The sequence below is a fragment of the Oceanobacillus kapialis genome (genome assembly GCF_044790185.1).
Lineage (GTDB): Bacteria > Bacillota > Bacilli > Bacillales > Amphibacillaceae > Oceanobacillus_B > Oceanobacillus_B kapialis.
In genome coordinates this window covers 1,048,259-1,072,538 of record NZ_CP085256.1, presented here as the reverse complement: position 1 = coordinate 1,072,538, position 24,280 = coordinate 1,048,259, and the positions used below count along the sequence as shown (strand labels likewise).

The 24,280-nt window shown below is 39.2% G+C and carries 26 protein-coding genes; 10 read left to right on the top strand and 16 right to left on the bottom strand.

Annotated features, from left to right (window positions below; translation table 11 throughout):
• Positions 1–34 precede the first annotated feature (34 nt).
• On the bottom strand, positions 35–1,132 hold the full coding sequence (locus LG273_RS05705) for a hypothetical protein (RefSeq protein ID WP_379563164.1): 1,098 nt from the start codon (positions 1,130–1,132) through the stop codon (positions 35–37).
• A 329-nt stretch (positions 1,133–1,461) separates the two neighbouring features.
• Entirely contained in the window at positions 1,462–2,901 is a 1,440-nt protein-coding gene (locus LG273_RS05700; RefSeq protein WP_379563162.1) for a carbon starvation protein A, read from the bottom strand.
• Positions 2,902–3,252: 351 nt separating this feature from the next.
• Here LG273_RS05700 and LG273_RS05695 point away from each other — a divergent pair, with 351 nt between their 5' ends.
• Both LG273_RS05695 and serA read left to right on the top strand, forming a co-directional pair.
• Positions 3,253–4,398, top strand: coding sequence for a pyridoxal-phosphate-dependent aminotransferase family protein (locus LG273_RS05695; RefSeq protein WP_379563160.1), 1,146 nt, complete (start codon positions 3,253–3,255; stop codon positions 4,396–4,398).
• Between the two features lie 20 nt (positions 4,399–4,418).
• Positions 4,419–6,005 carry a phosphoglycerate dehydrogenase gene (gene serA / locus LG273_RS05690; RefSeq protein ID WP_379563158.1) on the top strand — a complete coding sequence of 529 codons (1,587 nt, stop codon included), beginning with the start codon at positions 4,419–4,421 and terminating at the stop codon, positions 6,003–6,005.
• A 72-nt stretch (positions 6,006–6,077) separates the two neighbouring features.
• Here the strand turns inward: serA and LG273_RS05685 are convergent, their stop codons facing one another.
• On the bottom strand, positions 6,078–6,863 hold the full coding sequence (locus LG273_RS05685) for an HAD family hydrolase (RefSeq protein ID WP_379563156.1): 786 nt from the start codon (positions 6,861–6,863) through the stop codon (positions 6,078–6,080).
• A 146-nt stretch (positions 6,864–7,009) separates the two neighbouring features.
• Between LG273_RS05685 and LG273_RS05680 the strand changes: the two genes are divergently transcribed.
• Positions 7,010–8,101 (top strand): branched-chain amino acid aminotransferase, encoded by a 1,092-nt coding sequence (locus tag LG273_RS05680; protein ID WP_404458548.1) that lies wholly within the window; start codon positions 7,010–7,012, stop codon positions 8,099–8,101.
• A 113-nt stretch (positions 8,102–8,214) separates the two neighbouring features.
• On the opposite strand, the gene LG273_RS05675 is transcribed toward LG273_RS05680, so the two are convergent.
• The 3 genes from LG273_RS05675 to LG273_RS05665 all read right to left on the bottom strand — a co-directional run bounded on the left by LG273_RS05675 (position 8,215) and on the right by LG273_RS05665 (position 10,377).
• Positions 8,215–9,585, bottom strand: coding sequence for an FAD-binding oxidoreductase (locus tag LG273_RS05675; RefSeq protein ID WP_379563152.1), 1,371 nt, complete (start codon positions 9,583–9,585; stop codon positions 8,215–8,217).
• 108 nt (positions 9,586–9,693) lie between these two features.
• On the bottom strand, positions 9,694–10,122 hold the full coding sequence (locus LG273_RS05670; RefSeq protein ID WP_404458546.1) for an RDD family protein: 429 nt from the start codon (positions 10,120–10,122) through the stop codon (positions 9,694–9,696).
• A gap of 36 nt (positions 10,123–10,158) precedes the next feature.
• Complete coding sequence (locus LG273_RS05665; protein ID WP_379563148.1) at positions 10,159–10,377, bottom strand: YdbC family protein; 219 nt, start codon at positions 10,375–10,377, stop codon at positions 10,159–10,161.
• Positions 10,378–10,564: 187 nt separating this feature from the next.
• On the opposite strand from LG273_RS05665, the gene LG273_RS05660 reads away from it, so the two are divergent.
• Positions 10,565–11,347: an SDR family NAD(P)-dependent oxidoreductase gene (locus LG273_RS05660; protein ID WP_379563146.1), complete on the top strand. Its 783-nt coding sequence runs from the start codon at positions 10,565–10,567 to the stop codon at positions 11,345–11,347.
• Positions 11,348–11,433: 86 nt separating this feature from the next.
• Here the strand turns inward: LG273_RS05660 and LG273_RS05655 are convergent, their stop codons facing one another.
• From LG273_RS05655 to csaA, 3 genes are all read right to left on the bottom strand, one after another.
• Positions 11,434–12,378 carry a DUF4349 domain-containing protein gene (locus tag LG273_RS05655; protein ID WP_379563144.1) on the bottom strand — a complete coding sequence of 315 codons (945 nt, stop codon included), beginning with the start codon at positions 12,376–12,378 and terminating at the stop codon, positions 11,434–11,436.
• A 132-nt stretch (positions 12,379–12,510) separates the two neighbouring features.
• Positions 12,511–13,179 carry an ATP-binding protein gene (locus tag LG273_RS05650; protein ID WP_404458543.1) on the bottom strand — a complete coding sequence of 223 codons (669 nt, stop codon included), beginning with the start codon at positions 13,177–13,179 and terminating at the stop codon, positions 12,511–12,513.
• 24 nt (positions 13,180–13,203) lie between these two features.
• Positions 13,204–13,533, bottom strand: a complete 330-nt coding sequence (csaA, locus tag LG273_RS05645) for a chaperone CsaA (RefSeq protein ID WP_379563140.1) — start codon at positions 13,531–13,533, stop codon at positions 13,204–13,206.
• 329 nt (positions 13,534–13,862) lie between these two features.
• Here csaA and fbpA point away from each other — a divergent pair, with 329 nt between their 5' ends.
• Positions 13,863–14,021, top strand: a complete 159-nt coding sequence (gene fbpA, locus LG273_RS05640) for a Fur-regulated basic protein FbpA (RefSeq protein WP_379563138.1) — start codon at positions 13,863–13,865, stop codon at positions 14,019–14,021.
• A gap of 137 nt (positions 14,022–14,158) precedes the next feature.
• Positions 14,159–14,464 carry a MerR family transcriptional regulator gene (locus LG273_RS05635; RefSeq protein ID WP_379563136.1) on the top strand — a complete coding sequence of 102 codons (306 nt, stop codon included), beginning with the start codon at positions 14,159–14,161 and terminating at the stop codon, positions 14,462–14,464.
• Between the two features lie 67 nt (positions 14,465–14,531).
• On the opposite strand, the gene LG273_RS05630 is transcribed toward LG273_RS05635, so the two are convergent.
• Together LG273_RS05630 and LG273_RS05625 are read right to left on the bottom strand one after the other, a co-directional pair.
• The gene (locus LG273_RS05630; protein ID WP_379563134.1) at positions 14,532–15,962 is read right to left on the bottom strand and encodes a DHA2 family efflux MFS transporter permease subunit; all 1,431 of its coding nucleotides are present in this window, start codon (positions 15,960–15,962) and stop codon (positions 14,532–14,534) included.
• A gap of 389 nt (positions 15,963–16,351) precedes the next feature.
• Positions 16,352–17,083 carry a hypothetical protein gene (locus LG273_RS05625; RefSeq protein ID WP_379563132.1) on the bottom strand — a complete coding sequence of 244 codons (732 nt, stop codon included), beginning with the start codon at positions 17,081–17,083 and terminating at the stop codon, positions 16,352–16,354.
• A gap of 382 nt (positions 17,084–17,465) precedes the next feature.
• On the opposite strand from LG273_RS05625, the gene LG273_RS05620 reads away from it, so the two are divergent.
• A complete protein-coding gene (locus LG273_RS05620) occupies positions 17,466–17,876 on the top strand; it encodes a DUF6376 family protein (RefSeq protein ID WP_379563130.1) in 411 nt (136 codons plus the stop codon).
• Between the two features lie 170 nt (positions 17,877–18,046).
• The gene (locus LG273_RS05615; RefSeq protein ID WP_379563128.1) at positions 18,047–18,196 is read left to right on the top strand and encodes a hypothetical protein; all 150 of its coding nucleotides are present in this window, start codon (positions 18,047–18,049) and stop codon (positions 18,194–18,196) included.
• Positions 18,197–18,260: 64 nt separating this feature from the next.
• On the opposite strand, the gene fosB is transcribed toward LG273_RS05615, so the two are convergent.
• Together fosB and LG273_RS05605 are read right to left on the bottom strand one after the other, a co-directional pair.
• Positions 18,261–18,680 (bottom strand): metallothiol transferase FosB, encoded by a 420-nt coding sequence (gene fosB, locus LG273_RS05610; RefSeq protein WP_404458539.1) that lies wholly within the window; start codon positions 18,678–18,680, stop codon positions 18,261–18,263.
• Positions 18,681–18,705: 25 nt separating this feature from the next.
• The gene (locus tag LG273_RS05605) at positions 18,706–19,467 is read right to left on the bottom strand and encodes a phosphotransferase family protein (protein WP_404458537.1); all 762 of its coding nucleotides are present in this window, start codon (positions 19,465–19,467) and stop codon (positions 18,706–18,708) included.
• Between the two features lie 808 nt (positions 19,468–20,275).
• On the opposite strand from LG273_RS05605, the gene LG273_RS05600 reads away from it, so the two are divergent.
• Entirely contained in the window at positions 20,276–21,775 is a 1,500-nt protein-coding gene (locus LG273_RS05600; protein ID WP_404459484.1) for a DHA2 family efflux MFS transporter permease subunit, read from the top strand.
• Positions 21,776–21,816: 41 nt separating this feature from the next.
• On the opposite strand, the gene LG273_RS05595 is transcribed toward LG273_RS05600, so the two are convergent.
• From LG273_RS05595 to LG273_RS05585, 3 genes are read right to left on the bottom strand one after another with little or no spacing between them, the layout of a single operon-like run.
• Positions 21,817–22,116 (bottom strand): hypothetical protein, encoded by a 300-nt coding sequence (locus LG273_RS05595; protein ID WP_404458535.1) that lies wholly within the window; start codon positions 22,114–22,116, stop codon positions 21,817–21,819.
• 13 nt (positions 22,117–22,129) lie between these two features.
• Positions 22,130–22,762: a hypothetical protein gene (locus LG273_RS05590; RefSeq protein WP_404458533.1), complete on the bottom strand. Its 633-nt coding sequence runs from the start codon at positions 22,760–22,762 to the stop codon at positions 22,130–22,132.
• 8 nt (positions 22,763–22,770) lie between these two features.
• The gene (locus tag LG273_RS05585; RefSeq protein ID WP_404458531.1) at positions 22,771–23,520 is read right to left on the bottom strand and encodes a nucleoside phosphorylase; all 750 of its coding nucleotides are present in this window, start codon (positions 23,518–23,520) and stop codon (positions 22,771–22,773) included.
• Positions 23,521–23,795: 275 nt separating this feature from the next.
• Here LG273_RS05585 and LG273_RS05580 point away from each other — a divergent pair, with 275 nt between their 5' ends.
• Positions 23,796–24,245 carry an ASCH domain-containing protein gene (locus LG273_RS05580; RefSeq protein ID WP_404458529.1) on the top strand — a complete coding sequence of 150 codons (450 nt, stop codon included), beginning with the start codon at positions 23,796–23,798 and terminating at the stop codon, positions 24,243–24,245.
• The last annotated feature ends 35 nt before the right edge of the window (positions 24,246–24,280 follow it).

Genomic DNA, 24,280 nt, shown 5'->3' with positions numbered 1-24,280 from the left:
TATGATGAAAGCAATTCGTCTTTTAGTAGCTTTTTTAACCTTCCGAGCTTAACGTCCCTCTTCTTTTCCATGTTATCCATGAAACGATAATGGCGATCACAAGCGCAAATCCTAGGTACCCTGTAAAGGGATATAATGTATTCACAAGCTTGGTAAAGCCTACAAAGCTTGAAGCAAATGCTAGAAGGCTCACAATAACCACCATCGTCTTAAATGATGGCTTTTCTGGTTTAATAAATCTTGTTGTAAAAGTATACAACATGCCCACTGCCGTATTAAAAATCATACCCAGTAAAGCAATCGACATAAGGATCCCTACAATTGGTGAGATTTCCGATGCAAGTAAAAGCGTTGGCATATCAACAGTTAGTACCCGATCAATATTGAAAAACAATCCAATGTTAATAATGAACAATAAAATACCGAGTCCAAGTCCTCCTAACAGTCCGCCTATGGAAATTTCTCGTATTCCTTTTTCCTGCGAACCCATCACAACAAGCATTGAAAATGCAAGTACAATATTAAAGGAAACATATAAAGCAGCACTGACAAACCAATTAGATGCAGCAGCGGTTTGTGAATTCGCGATCGCATTCATTTGATTTATATTAAGGTCGCTATTGAAAAGTGAAAAGCCGACAATAATAAACATTAGCAAAAACAAATATGGCGTTATCAAACTTATGACAGAAATGATCTTTTTCACATTTAAGCACAGTGTTACGATCACTAGTAGAGTTAGAATAAAGTTTCCTAAACTAGCGGAAATCCCAAACTGCTGTTCAAAAATAGAACCGCTTCCTGCAATCATGATAACGGCTACCCCGAATAAGAAAAAGGTTAAAATGATATCGACTAAAAAGCCAATGTATTTGCCGCAAATTTGATAAATAACCACTTTATGCGAGGTGGTCTGCATGTGATGTCCAAGTTGAAGTACATGCATCCCTAAAAAAGCAAATAGAATTGTGGAAATGACTGTTCCAGCAAGACCATACCAACCGAAAGCTGTAAAAAATTGTAACACTTCTTGTCCAGATGCGAAGCCGGCGCCAACAATGACTCCAATATACGCTCCAGCTATTTGTAAGATTTTCTTCATTCGTTGCCCGTTCCTTTCTAAGCTGTTCATCTATATCTTTCCTACACCCAGCTAATTTTATCACTCTAGCCAAGTTTTAGAAAATTTTACGTAGCAATTTTTTAATAAAGAGTTGCGCTCATAAAGTGAAACATCATTGGGTGGGGATTTCCCACTTTCCCCCTTACAAATGTTAATTAAACAGAACGAACCTATAGTTGAGTATAGGCGTGATAAAAGTTGTAGAAATCATCTGTGTCATAGAAGACCAAAAAGCCTGAAAAATATTCATCAAAAAACCATGAATCTAACCGGATTCATGGTTTTTATTTGCTAGTTTTCTAATCGATTCATAGAAAACTTGCTAGTCGCTATATCACTTAGCTTGCATATGATGTTTCCAGCTTTGTAGTTGTCCTTCGCTTGAAAATCTTTACGATGAACCAAATGAAAACAACCGCCCAAATCATTCCCCCTAATACCATAGAAAGGACATAATCCATTTGGAAGCCTTCAGGTGCATAGAAAATGTATGTGCTGACTACTCCTGTCATAAACAGGGCGGGCACACTACAAATCCAGTGAAATTTGTGGTTCTTCAGTAAATACATTGCACCCGTCCATAGCATAAAAGTGGCCACTACTTGATTAGACCAGCCTACATAGCGCCACAAGAAGCTATAGTCTATGGTAGATAATAAAAATGCTGGAATGGCGACAGGAATAACAAGTAAAGCAACAGCTTTCTTTCCTGATACTTTCCATTTCGTAAGTTGATGTATCAATTCCCCAAGCATCATTCTAGAAGAACGTAGTGCCGTATCTCCAGTTGTAATAGGTAGTATAATAACTCCTAGTATAGCTAAAATACCTCCGAACGCCCCAAGCGTGGATGTACTAATTTCATTTACGACAGCAGATGGGCCACCCGCGTTCAATGCTTCCTGCAAACCAGGTGTGCCATTGAAAAATGCCATACCTGCTGCAGCCCAAACTAGTGCAATAACCCCCTCACTGATCATTGCGCCATAAAATACCTTTCGACCTTCACTTTCTTTCTTTAAGGTTCTGGCAAGAATCGGGCTTTGGGTGCTATGAAATCCGGAAATCGCTCCACAGGAGATTGTTACCATTAATAATGGCCAGATTGGCATCTCACCAGGATGCAAGTTTTGTAAAGTAAGGTTTGGAACAGGGTTATCAAAGAAGAAGATCCCAATTCCAATCGAAACAGCCATGAAAATTAAGATGCCCCCAAAAACAGGGTAAATTCTCCCGATTATTTTATTTACCGGTAACACGGTTGCTAGTAAGAAGTAAGCAAATATAATGACCAAACAAGCCATAAAACTTAGTGGTGTTAGCTGGGAAATCAGCTGTGCCGGAGCTGCAGTAAAGGCAGCAGCAACAAGAACCATTAACAAAATTGATAAAAGCGTTATAAATGTTTTAGCATATTTTCCTAAATACCTCCCTACGATATTCGGAAACTGTGCACCACCATGTCGAAGGGAAAGCATTCCAGAAAAATAGTCATGTACTGCTCCTGCGAAGATAGAGCCTACTACAATCCATATAAATGCAACAGGGCCATAAAGCGCCCCAAGAATCGCACCAAAGATAGGACCGGTTCCAGCGATGTTCAAAAGCTGTATTAAGGTTGCCTTCCACCAGCTCATCGGCATATAATCCAAGCCGTCATTTTTGGTATAGGCTGGGGTGCGTTGTTTGTCATTAATGCCAAAAATTCGTTCTACCACCTTTCCGTAAACGAAATAACCAACGAGTAGTAAAACGATTGATGCTACAAATGTGACCATCACTGAACCTCCTTCAAAAGAATTTTAAAAATTATTCTATATCCAAATCTTTTAAAAAGCAAGGTGTATTTTGAAATTTATAAATAAATGGTATACATCCTTCTTTCAAGGCTTTAATAGAGTATTTCGTCTCCTCCTCTCCTCATATAAATTCTTGTAGAATTATAAATAGAGACTTCATTGATGGCGGTCTTACTTCCAGTTAAGGTGGGATAAACGTAAAATATTTTTTAAATTGGCTAAATTCATTGACAATAATCATTGTTCTGCTATGCTGAAAAATATTTACACAACGTATTTAAAGCACGAAGAGGGATCGTTCGGATTTTAGAAATACGGGAGGAGATAAAAATGTTAGCTGACCAGCAATTTTTAAGAATACCGGGGCCAAGTCCCATTCCGCCAAGCGTACAGCTTGCGATGGGAAAACCGATGATTGGGCATCGTGATCAACAAGCAAAATCACTCATAAAGCAACTAAGCCCAAAGTTAAAGCCTATCTTCGGTACAGAGGAGGATGTTATCATCCTTACAGCAAGCGGAACAGCAGCACTGGAAATGGCTGTCGTAAATACTGTGGCGCCTGGTGATGAAGTTTTGGTTCTAGTAACAGGTGCTTTCGGAGATCGCTTCGTGAAGATTTGTCAGGCATATGGGATAAAAGTACATCGTTTGGATACTCCATGGGGAGAAGCCATAAACCCTCAATTGGTAGAAGCGTACATAAAACAGAACCCCTCTCTAAAAGGCGTGTTTGCAACCTATTGTGAAACTTCTACAGGTGTCCTAAATCCTGTAAAAGAACTTGCGGCAGTGGTCCAACAATTTTCCAATGCGCTTTTTATTGTGGATGGTGTTTCCTGTATTGGTGCTGTTCCTGTAAAGATGGACGCATGGGGAATAGACATCTTGGTAACTGGCAGTCAAAAAGCATTCATGCTTCCAGCAGGATTAGCCTTCGTCGCAGCAAGCAAGCGGGCGTGGAACCGCATGGAAAGCAATTCTACTCCACGTTTTTACTTAGATCTTTTACGCTACCGCAATAGCATGCAAAACGACACCACGCCTTTCACACCAGCATTATCACTCTTATTTGGCCTCGAGCAGGTTTTAAGACTATTTGAAACAGAGGGCATGGAGAATGTGTTTACTAGACACAAGCTAATGATGCAAATGATTCGGGAAGCATTTAAAGCACATCATATTGAGCTACTCACCCCTGAAGACGCAGCGTCACCAACCGTAACCGCAGTGAAACCGACAGATTTTCAAGTAGAAGCGTTAAGGCAAACGTTAAAAAAAGAATTTCAACTTACCATCGCCGGAGGGCAACAACAACTTAAAAATCAGATCTTTCGAATTGGTCATATGGGCTATTGCTCCCCTGCTGATGTACTTCAAACGATAAGTGTAATTGAAGTGGCACTTGTCCGAATTGGTAAGCAGCTAGAACTCGGGAAAGGTGTAGAAGCTGCACAGAGAATCTATTTAAGTTAAAGAAAGGTGGAGATACCAAGATGGCGTTTCATGTACTTATAACTGATCCGCTCAGCAAAGAAGGTATACAAGTGCTGGAGCAACAAGAAAATTTGCAGTATGAATTTGCAACAGACCTATCCTCTGATGAGTTACTTACAAAAATTGAAACAGCGGATGCCCTGTTAGTCAGAAGTCAAACACAAGTAACCCGACAACTGATAGAAAGTGCTGGAAATCTTAAAATCATCGGCCGTGCGGGTGTAGGAGTTGATAACATTGATATTAATGCGGCTACAGAACGCGGCATCATTGTAGTCAATGCACCAAATGGTAATACGAATTCAGCAGCAGAGCATACGATGGCCATGCTGATGGCACTATCACGGAAAATCCCCCAGGCCCATTATTCCTTAAAAAATCAACAATGGGACAGAAAGAAATATGTAGGAGTCGAATTAAAAAACAAAACACTTGGCATAATCGGTTTAGGTAGAATTGGAGCTGAAGTCGCTTACAGAGCAAAAGGCCAGCGTATGAACGTTATGGCCTATGACCCATTTTTAACTCCGGAAAAAGCAGACCATCTCGGAATAGACTACGGGACGGTAAAGGAAGTGTTAAATAAGGCTGACTTCATCACTATTCATACCCCGCTTTTGAAAGAAACGAAACATTTATTAAACGAGGAAGCGTTTAGGCAGATGAAGCCCGGTGTTCAGATTATAAATTGTGCGCGTGGTGGAATTATCGACGAAGAAGCCTTGTATCAAGCTATCCTGGAGGGAAAAGTTGCTGGTGCGGCACTGGACGTGCTTGAAGAGGAGCCATTCCATCATCATAAACTTCTCAATCTACCAGAAGTAGTGGCAACCCCACATCTCGGTGCAAGTACAGTAGAAGCTCAGGAAAACGTAGCAGTAGATGTCTGCCAGGACGTAATCTGGTTTCTAACAGGAGGAGTCGTGCAGAATCCAGTGAACCTCCCTTCCCTACCGAAAGAAGTCTTACGCAGAATCGAACCTTATTTCCATCTTGCAGAAAAACTAGGATCATTTCTTATCCACCTTACACAGGACGTTATCGAGGAAGTGAATATTTACTATTCTGGTGAACTAGCAGGAGTAGAAACCGCACCCATTACGCGAAACACAGTAAAAGGACTTTTAACGCGGCATCTGGGAGACCATGTGAATGATGTGAATGCTTTATATTTAGCTGAAAAACGCGGGATTCACATACATGAAAACAGAACAACAACCACAAAGGGATTTACCAATCTTCTTACTGTAGAAATTGTTACGAATACAGAGAAACGCAGTGTTGCAGGTACCCTACTTAACGGGCTTGGTGCACGTATTGTGCAAGTGGATCATTATAGCGTGGATGTGACACCAAAAGGACATATTTTAATGATTCGCCATCAGGATAAACCAGGTGTGATAGGAAAAATGGGATCTTTGCTCGCACAATTTAATATTAATATCGCGACCATGCAAGTAGATCGTGCCCAAGTCGGTGGTGATGCCGTCATGATGTTAACGGTTGATAAACATCTTGAAGCAAAAGAACTAGAAGCATTAAAACAGCTCGAAGAAATACACCAGGCAAATGCCATTGATTTATAATACATTGTTACGAAAAATAGTGGGAAAGGCCATCAACAGATGACTTCACCCACTATTTTTTATTGGCTGGAACTAGCCAATTTCCTCTATTAACGAAACGAGCTCTCCTAAACTGGTTATCTCAAACGTTGGAAAGACCTCGTCTGGCTTTTTGCCATGATGGTTAACCCAAATGGATCGAATACCCGCCCTACTAGCACCAAGAATATCCGTATGTAAATTGTCTCCCACCATAATTGCTTCTTCACGCTTCAACCCTAATAAATTTAGTGCATGCTCAAAAATTGTAACATCAGGCTTTCCTCTACCAAATGAACCAGAGATCAGAATATGTTCAAAATACTTCTTTAATTCAGGTGTAAGCATAAGTTTAGTTTGTTGTAAATCAGGTGAGCCATTTGTTAAAAGCATCAAAGGATACTGCGCATGTAACTTATCCAGCACCTCAAAGGTTTCTTCATACACAAAGGCATTTGCTTTACGGGCCTCTGGAAAAGCCTTCGCTAGTTTCAAAGCAAACGAACCATCCTCTATTCCATACGCTGCCAAAGCTTCAGTCCATACCTCATGTTGATAGGACGGCGCAAGTTCTCTTAGCTTCCCAAATTCTTCTCCTTCATCACGAAATTGAGCCCATAACCCTTCAAATGGATTAATGCCAATCATTTGTGTATACGAATATGTACCATAGGATGCATATTTTGCTCTGGCTATGTCCCTCACTTTGCTTTCAAACGCTTCTGCTCTAATGCCATACATACTCTCCACCAACTGACAGGTTGTCTCAAAAGCCGCTTTTACACTTTTTTCATCCCAAAGCAATGTGTCATCCAGATCAAATATAATAGCTTTTAGCACCAACTCACTCCTTTTTTTCTGTATAATGATTACCTACATTATACAACACTATAATAATCCAGAAAAAACCGAAAATTAAGGGTTGCGTTTATATTTAATATAGCTTATCATTGTTATTAAAATTTTCACCACAAGGGGATAGTGACATGGAAGAATGGACAGTCGAAGTACATCATAACAAAACTAAAAAAGATAAGCCGAAAACAGATCAATTAGAGTTTGGCAGGATTTTCACGGACCATATGTTTATCATGGATTATTCAGAGCCAGTCGGTTGGCATGATCCAAGGATTGTGCCGTATCAGCCATTAACAATTGACCCCTCGGCAATGACCTTTCACTACGGGCAGTCTGTTTTTGAAGGTCTAAAAGCTTATCACACGCCCGATGGAGATATTCAGCTTTTTCGGCCTGAGAAGAATCTTCAACGGCTAAATCGTTCTAATGACCGTCTTTGTATTCCACCAGTGGATGAAGCTTTCGTACTAGAAGCCATTAAACAACTTGTATTCTTAGATAGGGAATGGATTCCAACATCTGAAGGAACTTCTCTTTACATTCGCCCATTTATTATTTCAACAGAACCTTTTATCGGCGTAGCACCATCCCATCAATACAAGCTTATTGTGATTCTTTCACCAGTCGGTGCCTATTATAAAGAAGGCATCAATCCTGTGAAGATTGCTGTGGAAAATCAGTATGTACGTGCTGTTAAAGGTGGCACAGGCGAAGCGAAAACGGGTGGAAACTATGCTGCAAGCCTGAAAGCACAAGAACTCTGTGCACAAAAAGGATTCACGCAAGTACTTTGGCTCGATGGTGTGGAGAAAAAGTATATCGAAGAAGTCGGAAGCATGAACGTGTTCTTCAAAATTAATGGAGAAGTCATTACCCCTGAACTGAACGGTAGTATACTAGAAGGTGTTACTCGAAATTCTGTTATTCAACTCTTAAAGCATTGGGATATTCCTGTTATTGAAAAGAAAGTGTCCCTAGATGAGTTGCACGAAGCCTACATGAGCGGGACACTGGAAGAAGCTTTCGGAACTGGAACAGCTGCAGTAATCTCACCTATTGGCCAGTTAAGCTGGGAGGAACATGATCTATTTATCAATGAAGGAAATACAGGTAAGACTGCTAAAGCTCTTTATGACACTTTAACAGGCATTCAATATGGTCGTGAGCAGGATCCATTCGACTGGGTTGAAATTGTAAATGAAAAAAGCGCTGTAAAATAGTACAATAGCGGCCGGGAGATTAACCGAAATTTACACATTAGTCGGTTAATCTCCCGGCCATTTTATATGCTGAAATCCCATTCACATTTTCACATCTATCAAAACGAGTGACTCTACGATTTCATGTCCACTACTTTTCCTGGATTAAAAAGTCCTCTTGGATCGATTGTTGCTTTAATGGCCTGCATGACATCCAGCGCCTCTCCATGCTCTTTACGCTGGTATTTTTGCTTCCCAATACCAACCCCGTGCTCCCCGGTACACGTTCCTCCTCTTGCAAGTGCATATTGGACAATCTGTTCATTTACCTCACTGGCTTTTTCCATTTCCATCGGATTCTCTGTATCTACCATAAGTAGAATGTGATAGTTTCCATCCCCAACATGACCGACTATGCCTCCTAAAAGACCTGATGAATCAACGGCCTCTCTCGCATCCTTAATTGCACCAGCCAATTCAGAAATAGGTAAGCAAACGTCTGTTACCATCTGCTTCTTCCCAGGATTGCCGTGAAGGTAGGCATAGGCTGCATTATGTCTTGCCTCCCACAAGCGTTTTTTTCCCGCTGTGTCAGATTCAAATACAAACTCCTTACAGCCACTGTCCTTTACAATTTCCTTTGTAAAAGCGATATCCTGCTCTAATCCAGCTTCATTCCCATGAAACTCAAAGAATAAGGTAGGTACCTCTTTATAGTCTGTTTCACTAAACGCATTTATTTGTCTGATTGATTGCTCATCAACCAACTCCACTCTTGCTACAGGAATACCTGCCTGAAGAACACTAATTACTGCTGCCACGGCATTATCTATGCTATCAAAAGCGGCTCTCCCCGCCATGCTATATTCTGGTATGCCATGCACTTTTAATGTCAGCTCTGTAAAACACCCTAATGTACCTTCAGACCCTACAAATAACCCATTTAGATGGTAGCCAGACGATGACTTTGCAGCAAGATTTCCTGTATGAATGATCGTTCCATTCGGAAGCACAACCTCTAAATCTCGGACATTATCTCGCATTATTCCGTATTTCACAGATGTCGTACCACTTGCATTCGTGGCCGCCATCCCACCAAGCGTCGCATCTGCCCCAGGATCCACAGGGAAAAATAAGCCATATTTCCGTAATTCCTTTTCCAATTGCACCCTTGTTACTCCAGGCTGTACCCTTACTAGAAAATCCTCTGGTCGCACCTCGACAATCTTATTCATTAAAGTGAAGTCAATCATGATCCCGCCTTTATGCGGAATCATACTTCCTTCAAGACTCGTCCCAAGCCCATAAGAGACAACAGGAACCTCCAATTTGTCAGCAACCTTTACAATTCGGCTCACTTCTTCAGCATTTTCCGGGAAGAGAACAACGTCTGGCAAATGTGGAGTATGATAGGATTCATCAGAGCTATGTTGCTCTAAAACGGTATGATTTGTGGATACTCTTTCTTCAGGAAGTATTTCCTTAAGCGCTTCCAAAATTTTCATTACTTTCATCACTCCTATAAGCGAATACTTAATAATCGCATTATTATTACTATTTTACAGTTTACCATATTCCCTTTGGAAAGAAAAAAAGCCCCCCTTAAAGGAGACTTATTCATATCGATAAACGACACGTGTCTGACAAATCATATCGTGCAATGCTTTTTTCTCTTCATTCCACCCGGCCATCATAAAACCTACGAATAAAGGTACCGCTGAGATAATATAACTAAAAAATCTTGCAATAGATTTCAGTATCGTTACTTGGCTACCATCTAAATTGACCACTTTAATTCTACAAGCCAATTTTCCTGGCGAACCCATAAATCGACTTCCTGTAAAGAAAATAATAAAAACAATAGAATACATATAATCAGCTACAGATATGGAGGTATTACTTCCTATACGACTGGTCCAATAATTCCAAAACGACTCATCACCTATCAAAAGGGCAATGACTGCTGCCAACATTTGAATAAGAATCCCATCAATTAAACTGGCAAGAAATCTAATCCAGAAACCAGCTGGCTTGTTGTCCATTCAACCACTCCTCTTACGAACCCTTTCCCTTTGATTTTACATTTTACTCATCAATGATTCTTTTAGAGAAGCAAGCTCTTCTTCTGTTAACGTAACACCTTTCCCCATCTTAGATTTATCTGGAGCCCAATCTCTAATATCATATTTTGGTTCGCGTCCATTCCAACTAATTAGGTTTAACTCCTTTGTCCAGCCCTTCGAAGATTCAGATAATACAGCAACCGTCTTCACTATTTCATATTTTAGCTCAGCCATTTTACCACTCCTTCTATGTATATTTACAGATTTTTACCATTTTCATTATCTTTCATATAATGGATGGCAGTCCTTTTATCTTCTCACATAGCGCTAATCAATCAACAGGTTTCCTTAGAATTATTTAGGGGAAGAGCCTTAATATGCACTAGTACAATCGTACCACAAAGCATATAAGGAGGAAATTATGACACAAAATACGGAACAGTTTCAAAATAAAGTAGCATTTGTAACAGGAGCAGCTTCAGGAATTGGCCTGGCAATCACAAAACAATTGCTTGATAATGGAGCAGTAGTCATTGGAGCTGATGTTAATGAAGACAGATTGAAAGAATTAGACAAAGAACTTGGCTCTTCTTTTACAGCAGAAAAACTAGATGTGACCAAAGAATCTGAACACGAAAAAGTTATCTCGAATATTGTTAACGAACATGGAAAAATTGATTTTGCATTTAACGTGGCTGGGGCACAAAAAGCAGGAACCATCACAGATCTTTCTTTAGATGATTGGAACTTCACCGTAGATTTAGTACTGAACGGGGTGTTTCTTGGCATGAAACATCAAGCAAAGCAAATGAAGCAGCAGGAGCATGGGGGATCTATTGTAAATATTTCTTCACTAAATGCTCATGTTCCAATGTACACTGGTTCAGCTTATGCCTCAGCAAAAGCCGGAGTAGAGATGCTTACTAAAAATGGTGCTCTTGAATTAGCTCGCCATAATATTAATGTCAATGCTATCTTACCTGGTTTAGTAAACACGCCATTAGTGGACGATTTCAAAAGCGGAGAAATTCATGAAGCGTTCATGGAAAGAATTCCTATGAAGCGTCCTGCTGAACCGGAGGAAGTAGCAAACCCGGCTATTTTTCTCGTAAGTGAAGGAGCTAGCTATATTAATGGTGCAAGTTTACTCGTTGATGGAGCGTGGGCAGTTAGTGGATATCCTGATCTAAGCAGATGGTTCTAGAATTCCTATTATACTAGTAGTGTGAAGCAACAAATAATGCCGAACGTAGTGAAACAAGTCGTTCGGCATTTTTTATTAAGCACTATTTAACTTTCTTGCTTCAAAGATTTCCTTTTCTTTCGCACAACCCACCAAGCAATTATTCCTATAACTCCCAATAAAATTAAAATCGGCAGGTTACCTGCAACAAATACAAACAATCCAGAGAGTACCGAGATAATTAAATTGATGCTTTTTAAAAATTGTTGCTTCGTCTTTTCCCACGTATTAAGCTCATCCCCGTTCATTCCTGTCAACGCTACATTGTTTTCCCTTATATCAATTGATACTGTAGCTAAATCGGATTTGTTTTGTAAGTACTTCATTCTTCCCGTAATCTGATCAATCTCTCCTTGCACTGTAGCCAGGTCATCTGAGATGGTTAATAAATCCTCTGTTTTTTCTGCTTGCTCCATAAACGATAAAAGACGCTCTTCGACAACACGTTTTGATTTTAACCTTGATTCTAAATCCACATATTCCTCTGTTACGTCTTGTCCGGATACATTGCTTTCCAGAAGCTTTCCAGTACCTTCCTCTACTTGCTGAATAAAAGCTTGAAAACGTTCCTGTGGAATGCGTGCAGTTAGATGTCCATTTGTTGTGCTATCTTCAGAAGAACCATATGTCGAAGCCTCAATAATATATCCGTTAAAATCAGCAACATATGATTCAATATCATCGACTGACTGCTCGTAGTCTTTCACTTCTACTTGTAAATTAGCAGTATAGATAATTTTTCGGTTTTCCGATTCTATGTCTTCTTCCTCATTTGCTGCTTCTTCGGAGCGCTCTGAACTCCCGCTCTCAGCTGTCTCGCGTCCTCCACTATCTGATGACTCCGCATTGTTCATTTCTGCTTCCGATTGCCCAACTGATTCTTCAGTTGAATCCACCGCTGCAGAATCATATTCCGCAATGTTTTCCTGTTCATTACTACAAGCTGTGAAAATTAATAGCATCCCTAACAATACCCAAATATTTTTCTTCATTTGTTATCCCCCACCTCTATAAGTGCGCTTTCTTACTTAGTCGAGATGGTGGGCAAAAGGTTACAATTAGGTTACAAAAAGATGAAACTAAACTACAGCCTACTTAAGAAAAAAAACATCAAAGTCGAGTGTCTATCCAAGAACTAAATCTACGTGTGCAAACCTTTTTGTATGTGAAGAAAAAACTCTCCCTTTTCTTATGCTAATCGGGGTTTCAAAAATTGGCCCATCATAAACAAAAGTATGAAATTCTCCTCTCTCTCCACAAGGATCTACTTCGACAGGTAAGTCATGAAGAAATGAATCATTAAACATCGCTCCCACTAATGACTGGGGCAACACATCTCTATCAACTGTGGTCACTACAGCCTTATAACCTTCTTGAATAAATTGCTTCGCTATCTTACTAGTTCCTTTCCCCCAAAGCGGATACACTCCCGTCATCTTATATTTCTGAAGCAGTTGTTCTCGATAAGTCCTGATATCTTCCAAATAGATATCGGCATAGGCAATTGAATTTACCCCTTCTTGACTCAATTTCTTAAATTGTGTTCCCAAGATAGTTTCATATTGCAAATTTGATGCATTATTTGGCATGCTCACTTCATATAACGGAAGCTTCAATGAAGAAGCCTGGGCATGAAGAAGTTCCCTGGATACTTCGTGTACTGGCAGCCGCTCAGTAGATTCAGAAATGGTAGAAAGTAAACCAATGACCCGGAAGTCCTTTGATTGGAGTAATGTATGAAGAGCAAATGCACTGTCTTTTCCCCCGCTCCATGAGACGATAATATCCTGCAAAAAACCCTCCCCTTTACACTTGTTTCAAGAAACCTTTGTACCATTGGGCACTTTCTCATCAGGTCGTAAAAGAATGACATCCCCTTCCTCTGGAACGCCACCCAGCACCAATACTTCTGACGTATAACCTGCAATTTTCATTGGCGGGAAATTAACAACCGCAGTAACCTGGCGCCCGATCAATTGCTCAGGATCGTAACGCTTGGTTATTTGTGCAGAGGATTGTTTTACACCTAGCTCTCCAAAATCGACCTCCAGTTTGATTGCAGGCTTTCGAGCTTCTGTAAAATCTGTAGCATGTATAACAGTCCCCACCCTTATATCCAATTTCATAAAATCATCAATAGTTGCCATTCCAATCATTCCTCCTAATTATGCTTTATCTTGTTTACTTCTATAAATCTTATATAAATTCCTACCTGTTCGCACATACAACTTTCCGTTCCATAACATACAGTGACAGAGTAACCAGAATAATTGCTAAGCCTATATACCTATCGAGATAAAAACCTAACATCAAATTTCCTGTTTTTTGAATTCTTTGTCAGATATTCTTACAGATCTGATGACATTGCAAATATTCTGATCTAAGCTTATTGTAATTTAGGTTTATAAACATCGTACGTTTTCCCTCTTTCCATACTCAAGAACAAACTGACTATTCTAGACATGGAGGTGCTAATATGCTCATGAAAAACCAGCTTCGTGAGGCTGTAGAAGAAATGAAGCAATACTACATCCAAAAGCTAGAAGAAATTGATGCCTTTAAAAACAAGAAAAAAGCCCCCTCAGCACATACGCTAAGCGAGCTAGAAAAAATGTATAAGTATTACCAGCGCTAAACATACGAGTTACTGCCTTAAGAGGTGGTTTCTCGTATGTTATTCGTTAATGTTAGATTTTCTAACATAACTAGTGGATTAACAATACGAGAAACCATTTTCCCATGTATAATAAGAAAAAGGGGGGGATGATACCTTTGACTTCTTATAAAGACAAGAAGGTTATCACCATTGGGATTGTGAATGAACTAACAGGTTTATCAGAGCGCAAAATACGCTATTATGAGGAGCGGGGGCTCATTTTCCCAGACAGAACCAAAAAGGGGACAAGAAAATACTCCTTTTCAGACGTAGAACTACTCATGAAAATCGCCGACAAACGGGAAGAGGGTGTTCAAACAAGTGAGATAAAAAAGGATATGATGCGGGAGAGAAATAAAAAAGATTTACGTGAGAAAATGCTTCGCGGTCAACTAAATGCACACTTCAACCGCCAAAAATAGCATATCACGCAAATCCTTTTAATGTGGTAGTTCTATGGAGGCCTATTACAGGACGTTCTAAGAAATCCTATCTTCCTATTTTAATCTTCTTTCCTTCTCCTTCAGGGCGGGAGTTTTTAATGAAGAAAGCTAAAACGAGCCCGATTATGGCAGTTATTCCCGCCACGATAAAGGAAACGTTAACTCCGTGAATCATCCCGTTTATTCCTTGATCCGGAATTGCGGATGTAGTCATAACCGTAACAAGTAATGCTGTACCAACGGCGCCGGCTACCTGTCTCATCGTATTATTCATTGCAGTACCATGAGGAATAAGATCAGATGGTAGTTGGTTAAGTCCAGCAGTTGTCACTGGCATCATCACCATCGCAACTCCTGCCATTCTGAACACATTCACAATGGCTAGATACCAAAAGGTCGTCTGTGCATCCAGGTTGGTAAACATAAAGGTGGTGATGACAACCATAGATAAGCCGATAATTGCCAGCCATCTCGCACCAAATTTATCAAAAAGCTTTCCGGTAATCGGGTTCATTATCCCCATTAGCAAAGCACCTGGCAATAGCATAAGACCAGATTCAAATGCTGTGAAACCAAGCATATTTTGCATTAGTAACGGTAAAATAACCGCTCCACCAATCATTGCTACAAAGACAACCATCCCCAAAGCTGTTGTTAGAGTGAATACTTTATACTTGAAAATACGGAATTCTAATATTGGTTGTTCAAGTTTTAACTGCCTTATAATAAACCAAGTTAAAGCAATTGCCCCAACGACCATGGAAGCCACTACTTGAATACTTGCCCAGCCACTATTTCCTGCAGTACTAAATCCATATAGTAGTCCACCAAAACCAAGTGTAGAAAGGATAATAGATAAAATATCTAATTTAGGGAAAGTTCGTTTTGTAATATTTTTCAAAATAAAGTATGCCACAATAATATCAAGAATCACGATTGGCAAAATAACATAAAAGAGACTTCTCCAAGGAAACTGCTCAACTAGCCAGCCAGATAACGTTGGTCCGATTGCAGGAGCAAAGGCAATAATTAGCCCGAACATCCCCATGGCAGACCCCCTTTTTTCTATTGGAAAGATTAAGAACAAGATGGTCTGCATTAGCGGCATGATAATCCCAGCTCCTGCAGCTTGTGCGATTCTTCCCACCATCAAGAACCCAAAATTGGGGGCGATGGCACAAATAACAGTCCCTAATGCAAATACTCCCATTGCCGTCAAAAACAAACCTCTTGTTGTAAAACGTCCAATTAAAAATGCAGTAATTGGAATCATAATACCATTTACCAGCATAAAAATGGATTGTAACCATTGGGCAACATTCGCATCTAATTGTAAGTCAGCCATAATATGCGGCAGAGCTGTTGCAAGTAACGTTTGATTCAAAATAGCTACGAAAGCTCCAGATATTAGTACAATTAGCAATGGCACCTTATTAAATGATCCCCCAGCCTGATTCGTTTGTTGGTCATTTACCATTTGCTATTCCTTCTTTCTCAAATTAATATCCTAAGAGGTTTCTATCCTCTTTCCTATCCCAATAAACATCATTCTAGTCTTCACCGAATTTGCAAAAAGTAACATGAAACATGGTAACACACCCTCCTGAGTTGGAAAAACATTATGTTTATAATAGATAAAATTAGGTTATATACCTTTTATATACACATCAATCGTAAAGTCAGCTTTCAGAAAAGCGACTTATTTTATAAACTATCTAAAGATTGGAGCATAAAACCATGAATAAACGATTAACATTTGCACGAATTGGAGCTTTTTTTGTATTAGTCTCCATTATCGTTACCAACACAATTTAAGTATAGATATAAATAGCAAAGCTCCTTGCTTCAAACAAGGAGCTTTGCTATTTAATGATGATACATCCCTGTCTTTTCTCTGAATGGGAATAGCTTTCGTTCCTTAGCTTCTGCAGCATGATCCGTAATAATCTCTTGTAAAAGCTGCTCAGCATCTTTATCGTTTACATCTAAACCAAGTTCCTTTGCTGTATCATGGATCTGTTGATTCCTTATCTCTCCTTTTAATTCATGTGTATCCTTGCCTTCTGTTTCAATTCCTAACTCAGTCGCTTCATTTAAAATGACTTGCGAGAAAACCGCTTCTCTTAGTTCCTTTATTTCCTTGCCTTTTGTTTCAATCCCAAGCTTATCTGCTTTTCGTAAGAGCATTTCTTTATATACTTCTTTAGCCAGCTCTTTCGTTTCTTTTCCATCCGTTTTTATATTCAGCTCTTTTGCTTTTTCTAATACCTTTTGATGATGTATTTCCTTTTTAAGTGCTTCTATGTCCTTTCCATCTGAAGAAATCCCCATCTCCTCAGCCATGTTCATAATTTTTGCTTGGAAAACTTCTTTCGCTATTGTATCAATCTCTTTTCCTTCTGTTTCTATCCCTAATTCTTTTGCTTCAAGCAACACAAGAGGCTTGTATTTCTCAAGACTCTCTTTATTGTGATGGTCTTTATTTACTTCGATACTCCATGTAGCGTTGTCATGATACGCTGCAGAAACTGGTGAAGTAATACCCGTTAGCACCAACGTAAAAATTGTGACAAGTATTGCATATACGTTTTTCTTCATTTTTACCACCCCTACCTTGAATTTGAATTTCTATTCATTGGTAGTGTTCCCAGCCAAAATAAAATAATGAATACATTTAGGTTTTAGTTAATGTTAAAAAAATCTTAATGAATATTCGGGTAAGATTTTAATTTTTGAAACGTTTTCTATTTATTAATCGTAATTATAATGTGAAACTTCATTTGGTGGTGTTTCCCTCTCTCCCCCATTAAATGTTCGTTGAACGAATCGAACCTTAATGGGCAGTCGATCCCTAGAATGCTTGATTGTTTCCCGCATTCTTGAAACAGGAGTCTTACTGCTAGTTAAGGCATGATAAATTGCTAGTAATTCAGCATACTGCAAATTTTGCCTTTATTGGCGCTTAATTAAGGAGGAAATCATGAAAAAAATAGTTATGTCGATGATTAGTGTGGGTGTTCTGATACTTTCTGGCTGTTCATTTTTAGAAGAGACCAATGACTCCGTGAATTATGTATCGGAAGCCACTGACTATATAAATGGTTTAAGCAATTTTGTGGAAGAATCAGCCAATTTGGAGGGAGAGGCGCTTGAAGAGCGAGTGCTAACTCTACAAGACAATGTACAAGATTTTATTAACTTAGAAGCCCCTGGTTTTGCGGAAGATATTCACCAAGAGTTAGAGACAAAAAGTGAAGCATTACTCGATGCTACAAATGGTATAATAGAAAATGGTGAGGTCGCAATCGATCAGCTCGAAAATTCCCAAATCTACCAGACAATCGAGAATATAACGAGTTTAATGAATCAGATAGAAAATTTAGGATTCTAATTATCTACCGCTTCGTATGAAACGAAGCGGTTTTTTATGTATAAACGTCAGGGTCAGAAGTTTAAGACAACTATAACGGGGTAGATTTCTTGAATACAGTGAGTTTTGCTTATTGTTTTTCTCATTTTATGGGAGTATAATGAATCATCGTTAGAGGGGAGATAAGTAAAATGCGAAAAATAACAAGGGGTATTACCAAGTTTTTTGTAGCAAACCTGACTGTTGCATTCGCGATGATGCTTCTGCCTGTATTTTTAATTACAGACAATGTTCCAGCCTTTGAAGCAATCATGGATTACGTATTTAGTAACAAAGAATAGAATTAAAAAAGCGCGAGACTTCAGAGCATTATCTCTGGTTAAAGTCCCGCACTTTCTATCCTTTTTAGTAAAATTTCATATGGGGCTTCTTCTTTTTATAATAATCTAAGCGATCCTCTAATGTGCCTGTATGAAATTCAAATTTATGACCATCTGGATCCGCAAAATAGATGGACTTCTTATCACGTTCCTCCCTTGGCCTTCCCGAAAGGATAGTAACGCCCAACTCTTCAAGGCGTTGATACCACATCTCATACTCCTCTTCCTTAATGGTAAATGCAATGTGTGTATAGGAGTAGTGAATCTCATCTCTAGGAATATCTTGTTCTAGGTTTAGTGCTAGCCATAAACCTCCCAAATCAAAATAAGCTGTCGTTTTTCCCTTCACCAGCAATTCAGCCTCAAAAACCTGCTCGTAAAAGGCAATGGATCTTTCTAAGTTTGAAACAGAAAAAAGCAAATGATTTATGTTTCCTAGTTTCATAATAACCCCCCACTTATGTGCAACACTATTTAGTTGCCATTTCTCTTAAAAGCCTTTTGTTAGCCCACTTTACATATAAACTTAGATCCTCTCTTATATGCTCATTGCTGTAATAGCCATCCAACCAAGCTTCTCTAAAGTTAGTTATTATCCTGTGATCCACACCCATATATTCCCTTGCTTCTTCAGCACTTAGAATAGAATAAGTTCTTGCTAAATCGTAGCGATAATCCCCAGTTGAGGCATTTATCCAATCCAGCACTGCTGTTATATTGTAACCTTCTGTAAGAACATTGAGAGGGTGAAAATCCATATGCAAAAAGCTAATCTTTGGTTCATTAGTTGCAAATGCTATTTCATAAAGTTTTGACTCTTCTTCCGTTTGTGCGCTTAACCACTGTTCTCGGAGAGGATGAAATGGCATAACGTCGTGTAACCGTCTTTGCATTTTCCCGAAGTTCCAGCCAAGCTCATGGGAAATATTTGGGGACCCCAAAAGTTCTTCTAATACCGTTCTCCCCTTCCCCCAATCCATAACCATGACAGCATGATCGTCTACTTCCCTAACTTCATGAACAGCTGGTACAGGAATTCCACTACTTTGTGCGCTCTTCATCAAGTGCCTTTCCTGTCTAAATTGTCCTATTCTGTCACGAGGAAGTATGCGAACTGCAAATGCCGATCCATCCTCACTATTTACCTTTAATACAATGCTATCTCTGCCACCGGTTATCCTCTCATAAGAGAAGACATTTCCAATGTGTAGTTGACTCAATAGTTTTTCCATTTTTTCAGACTCCTTTTACTTTCCCCCTTTATTTCTTCTATTTTTCACTCCAAATCCCCTTTAATAAAGAAGAGAATCGGACAAAAAATTATTAAAAGACAAAAAATCGGATGGTCAGGGAACTATACTAGTAATAGTTCGGACACATCCGGAAAATTTTTAGTATTTAGCTTACACTCTAGCGGAGAAAAATACTCCTTAAATACGCATTTCTAAAAAGGGGCGAGACGTTATATCCCACCCCCTTCCAGTTTAGTATCTCTTGTATGACTTACCTTTTCGTTTGTTCATATATTTTCGTACCATCGGGTAAATAATCGGTCCATACTTAACGAGTTTTCGAATTAAACCTTTCATAAATGACCTCCAAAAAAGTGAAACTTCATTTGTTGGGGGCCTTCCTCCCCCAACAAATGTTAGTTGAACGAATCGGACCTTTACTGGCAGTTGATCCCCCACTTAGAATGCTGGATTGTTTCCCGCATGCTTGATGCAAGGTCTTACTGCCAGTTAAGGCGGGTTAAATAATTTACTACTTGTATATTTCCTTTTCTCAGTGAAAATTAAACCAGATTATTTTTTTATCACACGCACTGGGTCTCAAACCTTTATGTTAAGTAATTTTTATAACAAGAGTACAACTCTAACAACCTTCATTAAAACCCTTTGATATAGTATTTTTGTAAAGTTAATTTTTTCTTATTGATTTATTTGTACTATGGGTATAAAATGTATAAATATTATCTAAAGAAGAAAGAAGGAATTATGATTGGAAATAAACAAACTCCATGAAAAACCGCCTTATGGAATGATTGCTATATTATTCATTGGTGCGTTTGTATCGATACTTAATGAGACATTGCTGAATGTCGCGCTGCCTTCTATTATGGAAGAGTTTGAAGTGAAGGCGACTGCGGTTCAGTGGTTATCAACTGGTTACATGCTAATAAATGGAATACTAATTCCAGCAAGTGCCTTTTTTATTCAGCGATTTACGAATAAAAGTTTATTTATAACTGCGATGGCACTATTTACAGTGGGAACATTGACAGCCAGCCTAGCGCCATCATTCGGTGTATTACTTACAGCTCGGATGATACAAGCTTCCGGTTCTGCCGTTATGATGCCATTGTTAATGAATGTAATGCTTACTGCCTTTCCAGTTGAAAAACGGGGAGCAGCGATGGGGACATTTGGTCTAGTTATGATTGTAGCACCTGCAACTGGTCCAACGCTTTCTGGGTGGATCATTGAACATTACGACTGGAGAATGCTCTTTAATATTGTATTACCATTTGCTATCCTTACGCTTTTATACAGTATTTTCAAGCTAAAAAACATTACACCACAACGGGCTATCAAGCTAGATATTCTATCTATTATTCTATCGAGCTTAGGTTTTGGTGGATTACTATACGGCTTCAGTACTGCCGGAGAAAGTGGATGGAACGATCCGTGGGTTTACGGCACCATTGCCGTTGGAGTTATTTCTGTAGTCGGATTGATTATCAGTCAATTAAACATGGATGATCCGATGCTTGAATTCAGGATTTTTAAATATCCGATGTTTGCATTATCATCTGCTATTTCGATTGTTCTAGCAATCGCCATGTTTTCTGGTATGATTTTAATGCCAATCTATATTCAGACAATCAGAGGCATTTCACCGATGGATTCTGGTTTGCTGATGCTTCCAGGTGCTATTTTAATGGGAATTATGTCACCGATCACTGGTAGACTATTTGATAAATATGGTGCACGGACTCTTGCGCTTATTGGGTTAACGATCACCATTGCAACTACATTTTCCTTTAGTAAGCTTAGTATGGATACTGCTTATGGAACGATCATGTTAATATATACAATTCGTATGTTTGGTATGTCGATGGTGATGATGCCAATTATGACAAATGGCTTGAACCAATTACCGATGAAGGATAACCCGCACGGAACCGCGATGAACAATACCTTACAGCAGGTTTCTGGTGCAATAGGGTCAGCCTTGCTAATCACTGTAATGAACAACCGGACAGAAACAAGAGCAACGGAATTAAGTGCTGCGGTTGATCCAAGTACCGTTGCCTCTCAACAGGCAGCTGCTGAGGTTCAAGCAGATATTTTAAATCAATCCATGTTAAATGGAATTAACTTTAGCTTTTTGGTTTCCACATTCATTGCACTACTTGCATTTGTTCTGGCATTTTTCATCAAGCGAGTTCACACTCCGACGACAAAGCCTGAAACAAAAGAGCCGGAAAAAGAAAAAGACGATATGATTGATCAACCTGTTATTGCGACTGAATCTTAATATAATACCCCTGCTGTGTTTTCATGACAGCAGGGGTATTTTTATCTGATTACTATTCCTAATGCAAACGGCAGGAATATACATAATAGAGAGGCACTTAACAGAACAAATGTCACTTTTCTCGGTAACTTGTGGCGTCCTTTTCCTTGATACCAGCCCGAAAACTGAAACTTATTACGATACAGCACAAAGAGCGCCAGCAGTATCCCAATGTTACCAATCCATTGATAGCTTTGAATTTCTCCGTTAATACGATAGATCTGATTTAATACCGCTCCTAATAACCCACCAAGCAAAAGAAAAATAAGTAAAATCCGTATTAGTTCCAAGATGACACTCAACCTAGATCACTCCTTATTCTGCACATCCGGCATCGCCAATAGGACAATCCTTTAATGTTGCCGATAGGATAAACACATGTTCATAGGATGTTGCTTTTTTTAAACCTTCTTCTGTGTCCATGTTAACGGGAGAGGTGATCGTATCACGGTCGCTTTTAACAACAGAACCTATGATGGTCTCTTCCCCTATTTTCAGTTCTGTTTGACCTGTATAGCCTGAGATACCCCCTTCTTCTTCTATTTTTGGTAAACCTTCGTCGACAGTCGTGCTCGCCATTCCATTCTCTGTTATAATCGCTGCATCCCACTTTTCTTGATCTTGAAAGGGTGTACTCATAAACAATAATCTAACCTCAGAATTTTTTTCTATATCCTCTAACGAAGAAGCAAGGTCTATAATAGTGTCGATATGCTCACCCTCTTGATAGTAGTCCACTTTTAAATTAATGGTAGTAGCATTATCATTGAGAAATTCTACATCATAAACAAAGAAGTTTTCACTGACCATATCAGTTAAACTTCGTTCGTAATCGGTAAGTTCTCCTTCCTTGATTGATGCATCCTGACCTTTCGCCTCAGTTGTACAAGCAGTGATGAGCCCAAGTAAACTTAACAAAATAAGCAACATTATTTTTTGCCGATTCAATCTTCGCCCTACTTTCCTAAACTGCTGAGATATAATGCTAATTCTCTTATTCTCTCATCTGTTCGTTCTTCTATTTGCTCATATTCTTCAGGTCTTTGATAAAAAGTGTCTCCTTGAATAAGATGATCAGAAAGATTAAGCAAACCAACAGCACGGCGATTATATTTTTCAGCAATCGCAAAAGTAGTTGCTGTCTCCATGTCCACACCGATAAATCCCTGGTTGGACCAATTCTTTATCATCTCTGTGGTTTCGGTTAACATGGCACTCGTACTATAGATATTACCAGTCACATAGCTATAACCTTTTTTCTCACAATAGGCTATTGCTTCTTTTACAAGCTCTTGCTCTGCATAAACCATGTTCTGTTCAGGTAAATACCACCTAGATACCCCGTCTTCCATGTAAGCTCCGGTGGCGATAAAAATATCTCCGTAGGATGCTTGCTTGGAAAGCCCTCCAAAGTATCCTGTTTGAATCATTAATTCTGTACCAAGGATGGCAAAACGATGTGCAAGAATGGCAGCTTGAGGCCCGCCAAACACATTTGCAAACCCGATTCGAGTGTTATTGTACTGGCCTGTTACCGCATTCCATGATGGTATCCATTGATCTTGCTCTAATAGCGCGCCCCAACTTTCTAAATTCCATGCATGCTCCCATTCCCCATGTAAGATAAAAGATGTAGGGATTTGCTCTTCTTTAATATGTAAAGCTTCCATCCAGTCTTCTTTTGTAAATTCACCGTAGAGCTTCATTTGTTTTCCCCCCAATAAAGTGAAGCTTTATTTGGTGGAGGTTTCCCTCTGTCTCCTACCAAATGTTAGTTGAACGAATCGGATCTTTACAGGCAGTTGATCCCACCACTTACAATGCTTGATTGCTTCCATATTCTTGAAATTGGGATCTTATTGCCAGTTAAAGTGAAATAAACCACTTATAATATTATTCGCTTCCCTACCTACAATTTCCTTTTTTTAAATATCTCAGTATTGTATTCTTATAGAAGCATTACTTTTAAGGAGAGATAGAAATGAACATAGCCGCACAAACCTATTGGGATAAGTTTTGGGAAAAGCGACGTGTAGAGAAGCCCACAAATGTGGAAGCATGGCAATTTGGAGCTGAACCGGATTATTTAGCTCAACTCGTAATCGATGGTAAGAAGGCAGCAACCTGCTCAGGTTATGTTTTTTATGAAATGGAAAACGAATCTTTGCCAGCAGTTAACGATTACGGCATTATTTTAAATGGCAAAAACGAACCCGTTGCTATTATTAAAACGGTTAAGGTTGATATTATGCCAATGAATGAGGTGCCTGAAGAGTTTGCTATCGCCGAGGGAGAAGGAGATGGCACATATCATTACTGGAAAACTGCCCATAAAAAATTTTTCACAGAACAATTACAAAAAGTTGGACTAGCATTTAAAGAAGATATGCTGTTAGTTTGCGAACGCTTTGAACTAGTTGATGCAAAATAAAAATGCTTGGAGAGCGACTCCAAGCATTTTTATAC

What these genes read in the sequence shown, in the direction of transcription:
- LG273_RS05700 (WP_379563162.1), bottom strand. Translation starts at nt 2,901, where the DNA reads ATGGTCACATTTGTAGCATCAATCGTTTTACTACTCGTTGGTTATTTC.
- csaA (WP_379563140.1), bottom strand. Translation starts at nt 13,533, where the DNA reads ATGGCAACTATTGATGATTTTATGAAATTGGATATAAGGGTGGGGACT.
- serA (WP_379563158.1), top strand. Translation starts at nt 4,419, where the DNA reads ATGGCGTTTCATGTACTTATAACTGATCCGCTCAGCAAAGAAGGTATA.
- LG273_RS05625 (WP_379563132.1), bottom strand. Translation starts at nt 17,083, where the DNA reads ATGAAGAAAAACGTATATGCAATACTTGTCACAATTTTTACGTTGGTG.
- fbpA (WP_379563138.1), top strand. Translation starts at nt 13,863, where the DNA reads ATGCTCATGAAAAACCAGCTTCGTGAGGCTGTAGAAGAAATGAAGCAA.
- LG273_RS05615 (WP_379563128.1), top strand. Translation starts at nt 18,047, where the DNA reads ATGCGAAAAATAACAAGGGGTATTACCAAGTTTTTTGTAGCAAACCTG.
- fosB (WP_404458539.1), bottom strand. Translation starts at nt 18,680, where the DNA reads ATGAAACTAGGAAACATAAATCATTTGCTTTTTTCTGTTTCAAACTTA.
- LG273_RS05675 (WP_379563152.1), bottom strand. Translation starts at nt 9,585, where the DNA reads ATGAAAATTTTGGAAGCGCTTAAGGAAATACTTCCTGAAGAAAGAGTA.
- LG273_RS05695 (WP_379563160.1), top strand. Translation starts at nt 3,253, where the DNA reads ATGTTAGCTGACCAGCAATTTTTAAGAATACCGGGGCCAAGTCCCATT.
- LG273_RS05605 (WP_404458537.1), bottom strand. Translation starts at nt 19,467, where the DNA reads ATGGAAAAACTATTGAGTCAACTACACATTGGAAATGTCTTCTCTTAT.
- LG273_RS05655 (WP_379563144.1), bottom strand. Translation starts at nt 12,378, where the DNA reads ATGAAGAAAAATATTTGGGTATTGTTAGGGATGCTATTAATTTTCACA.
- LG273_RS05665 (WP_379563148.1), bottom strand. Translation starts at nt 10,377, where the DNA reads ATGGCTGAGCTAAAATATGAAATAGTGAAGACGGTTGCTGTATTATCT.
- LG273_RS05620 (WP_379563130.1), top strand. Translation starts at nt 17,466, where the DNA reads ATGAAAAAAATAGTTATGTCGATGATTAGTGTGGGTGTTCTGATACTT.
- LG273_RS05630 (WP_379563134.1), bottom strand. Translation starts at nt 15,962, where the DNA reads ATGGTAAATGACCAACAAACGAATCAGGCTGGGGGATCATTTAATAAG.
- LG273_RS05670 (WP_404458546.1), bottom strand. Translation starts at nt 10,122, where the DNA reads ATGGACAACAAGCCAGCTGGTTTCTGGATTAGATTTCTTGCCAGTTTA.
- LG273_RS05600 (WP_404459484.1), top strand. Translation starts at nt 20,276, where the DNA reads ATGATTGCTATATTATTCATTGGTGCGTTTGTATCGATACTTAATGAG.
- LG273_RS05580 (WP_404458529.1), top strand. Translation starts at nt 23,796, where the DNA reads ATGAACATAGCCGCACAAACCTATTGGGATAAGTTTTGGGAAAAGCGA.
- LG273_RS05585 (WP_404458531.1), bottom strand. Translation starts at nt 23,520, where the DNA reads ATGAAGCTCTACGGTGAATTTACAAAAGAAGACTGGATGGAAGCTTTA.
- LG273_RS05705 (WP_379563164.1), bottom strand. Translation starts at nt 1,132, where the DNA reads ATGAACAGCTTAGAAAGGAACGGGCAACGAATGAAGAAAATCTTACAA.
- LG273_RS05660 (WP_379563146.1), top strand. Translation starts at nt 10,565, where the DNA reads ATGACACAAAATACGGAACAGTTTCAAAATAAAGTAGCATTTGTAACA.
- LG273_RS05680 (WP_404458548.1), top strand. Translation starts at nt 7,010, where the DNA reads ATGGAAGAATGGACAGTCGAAGTACATCATAACAAAACTAAAAAAGAT.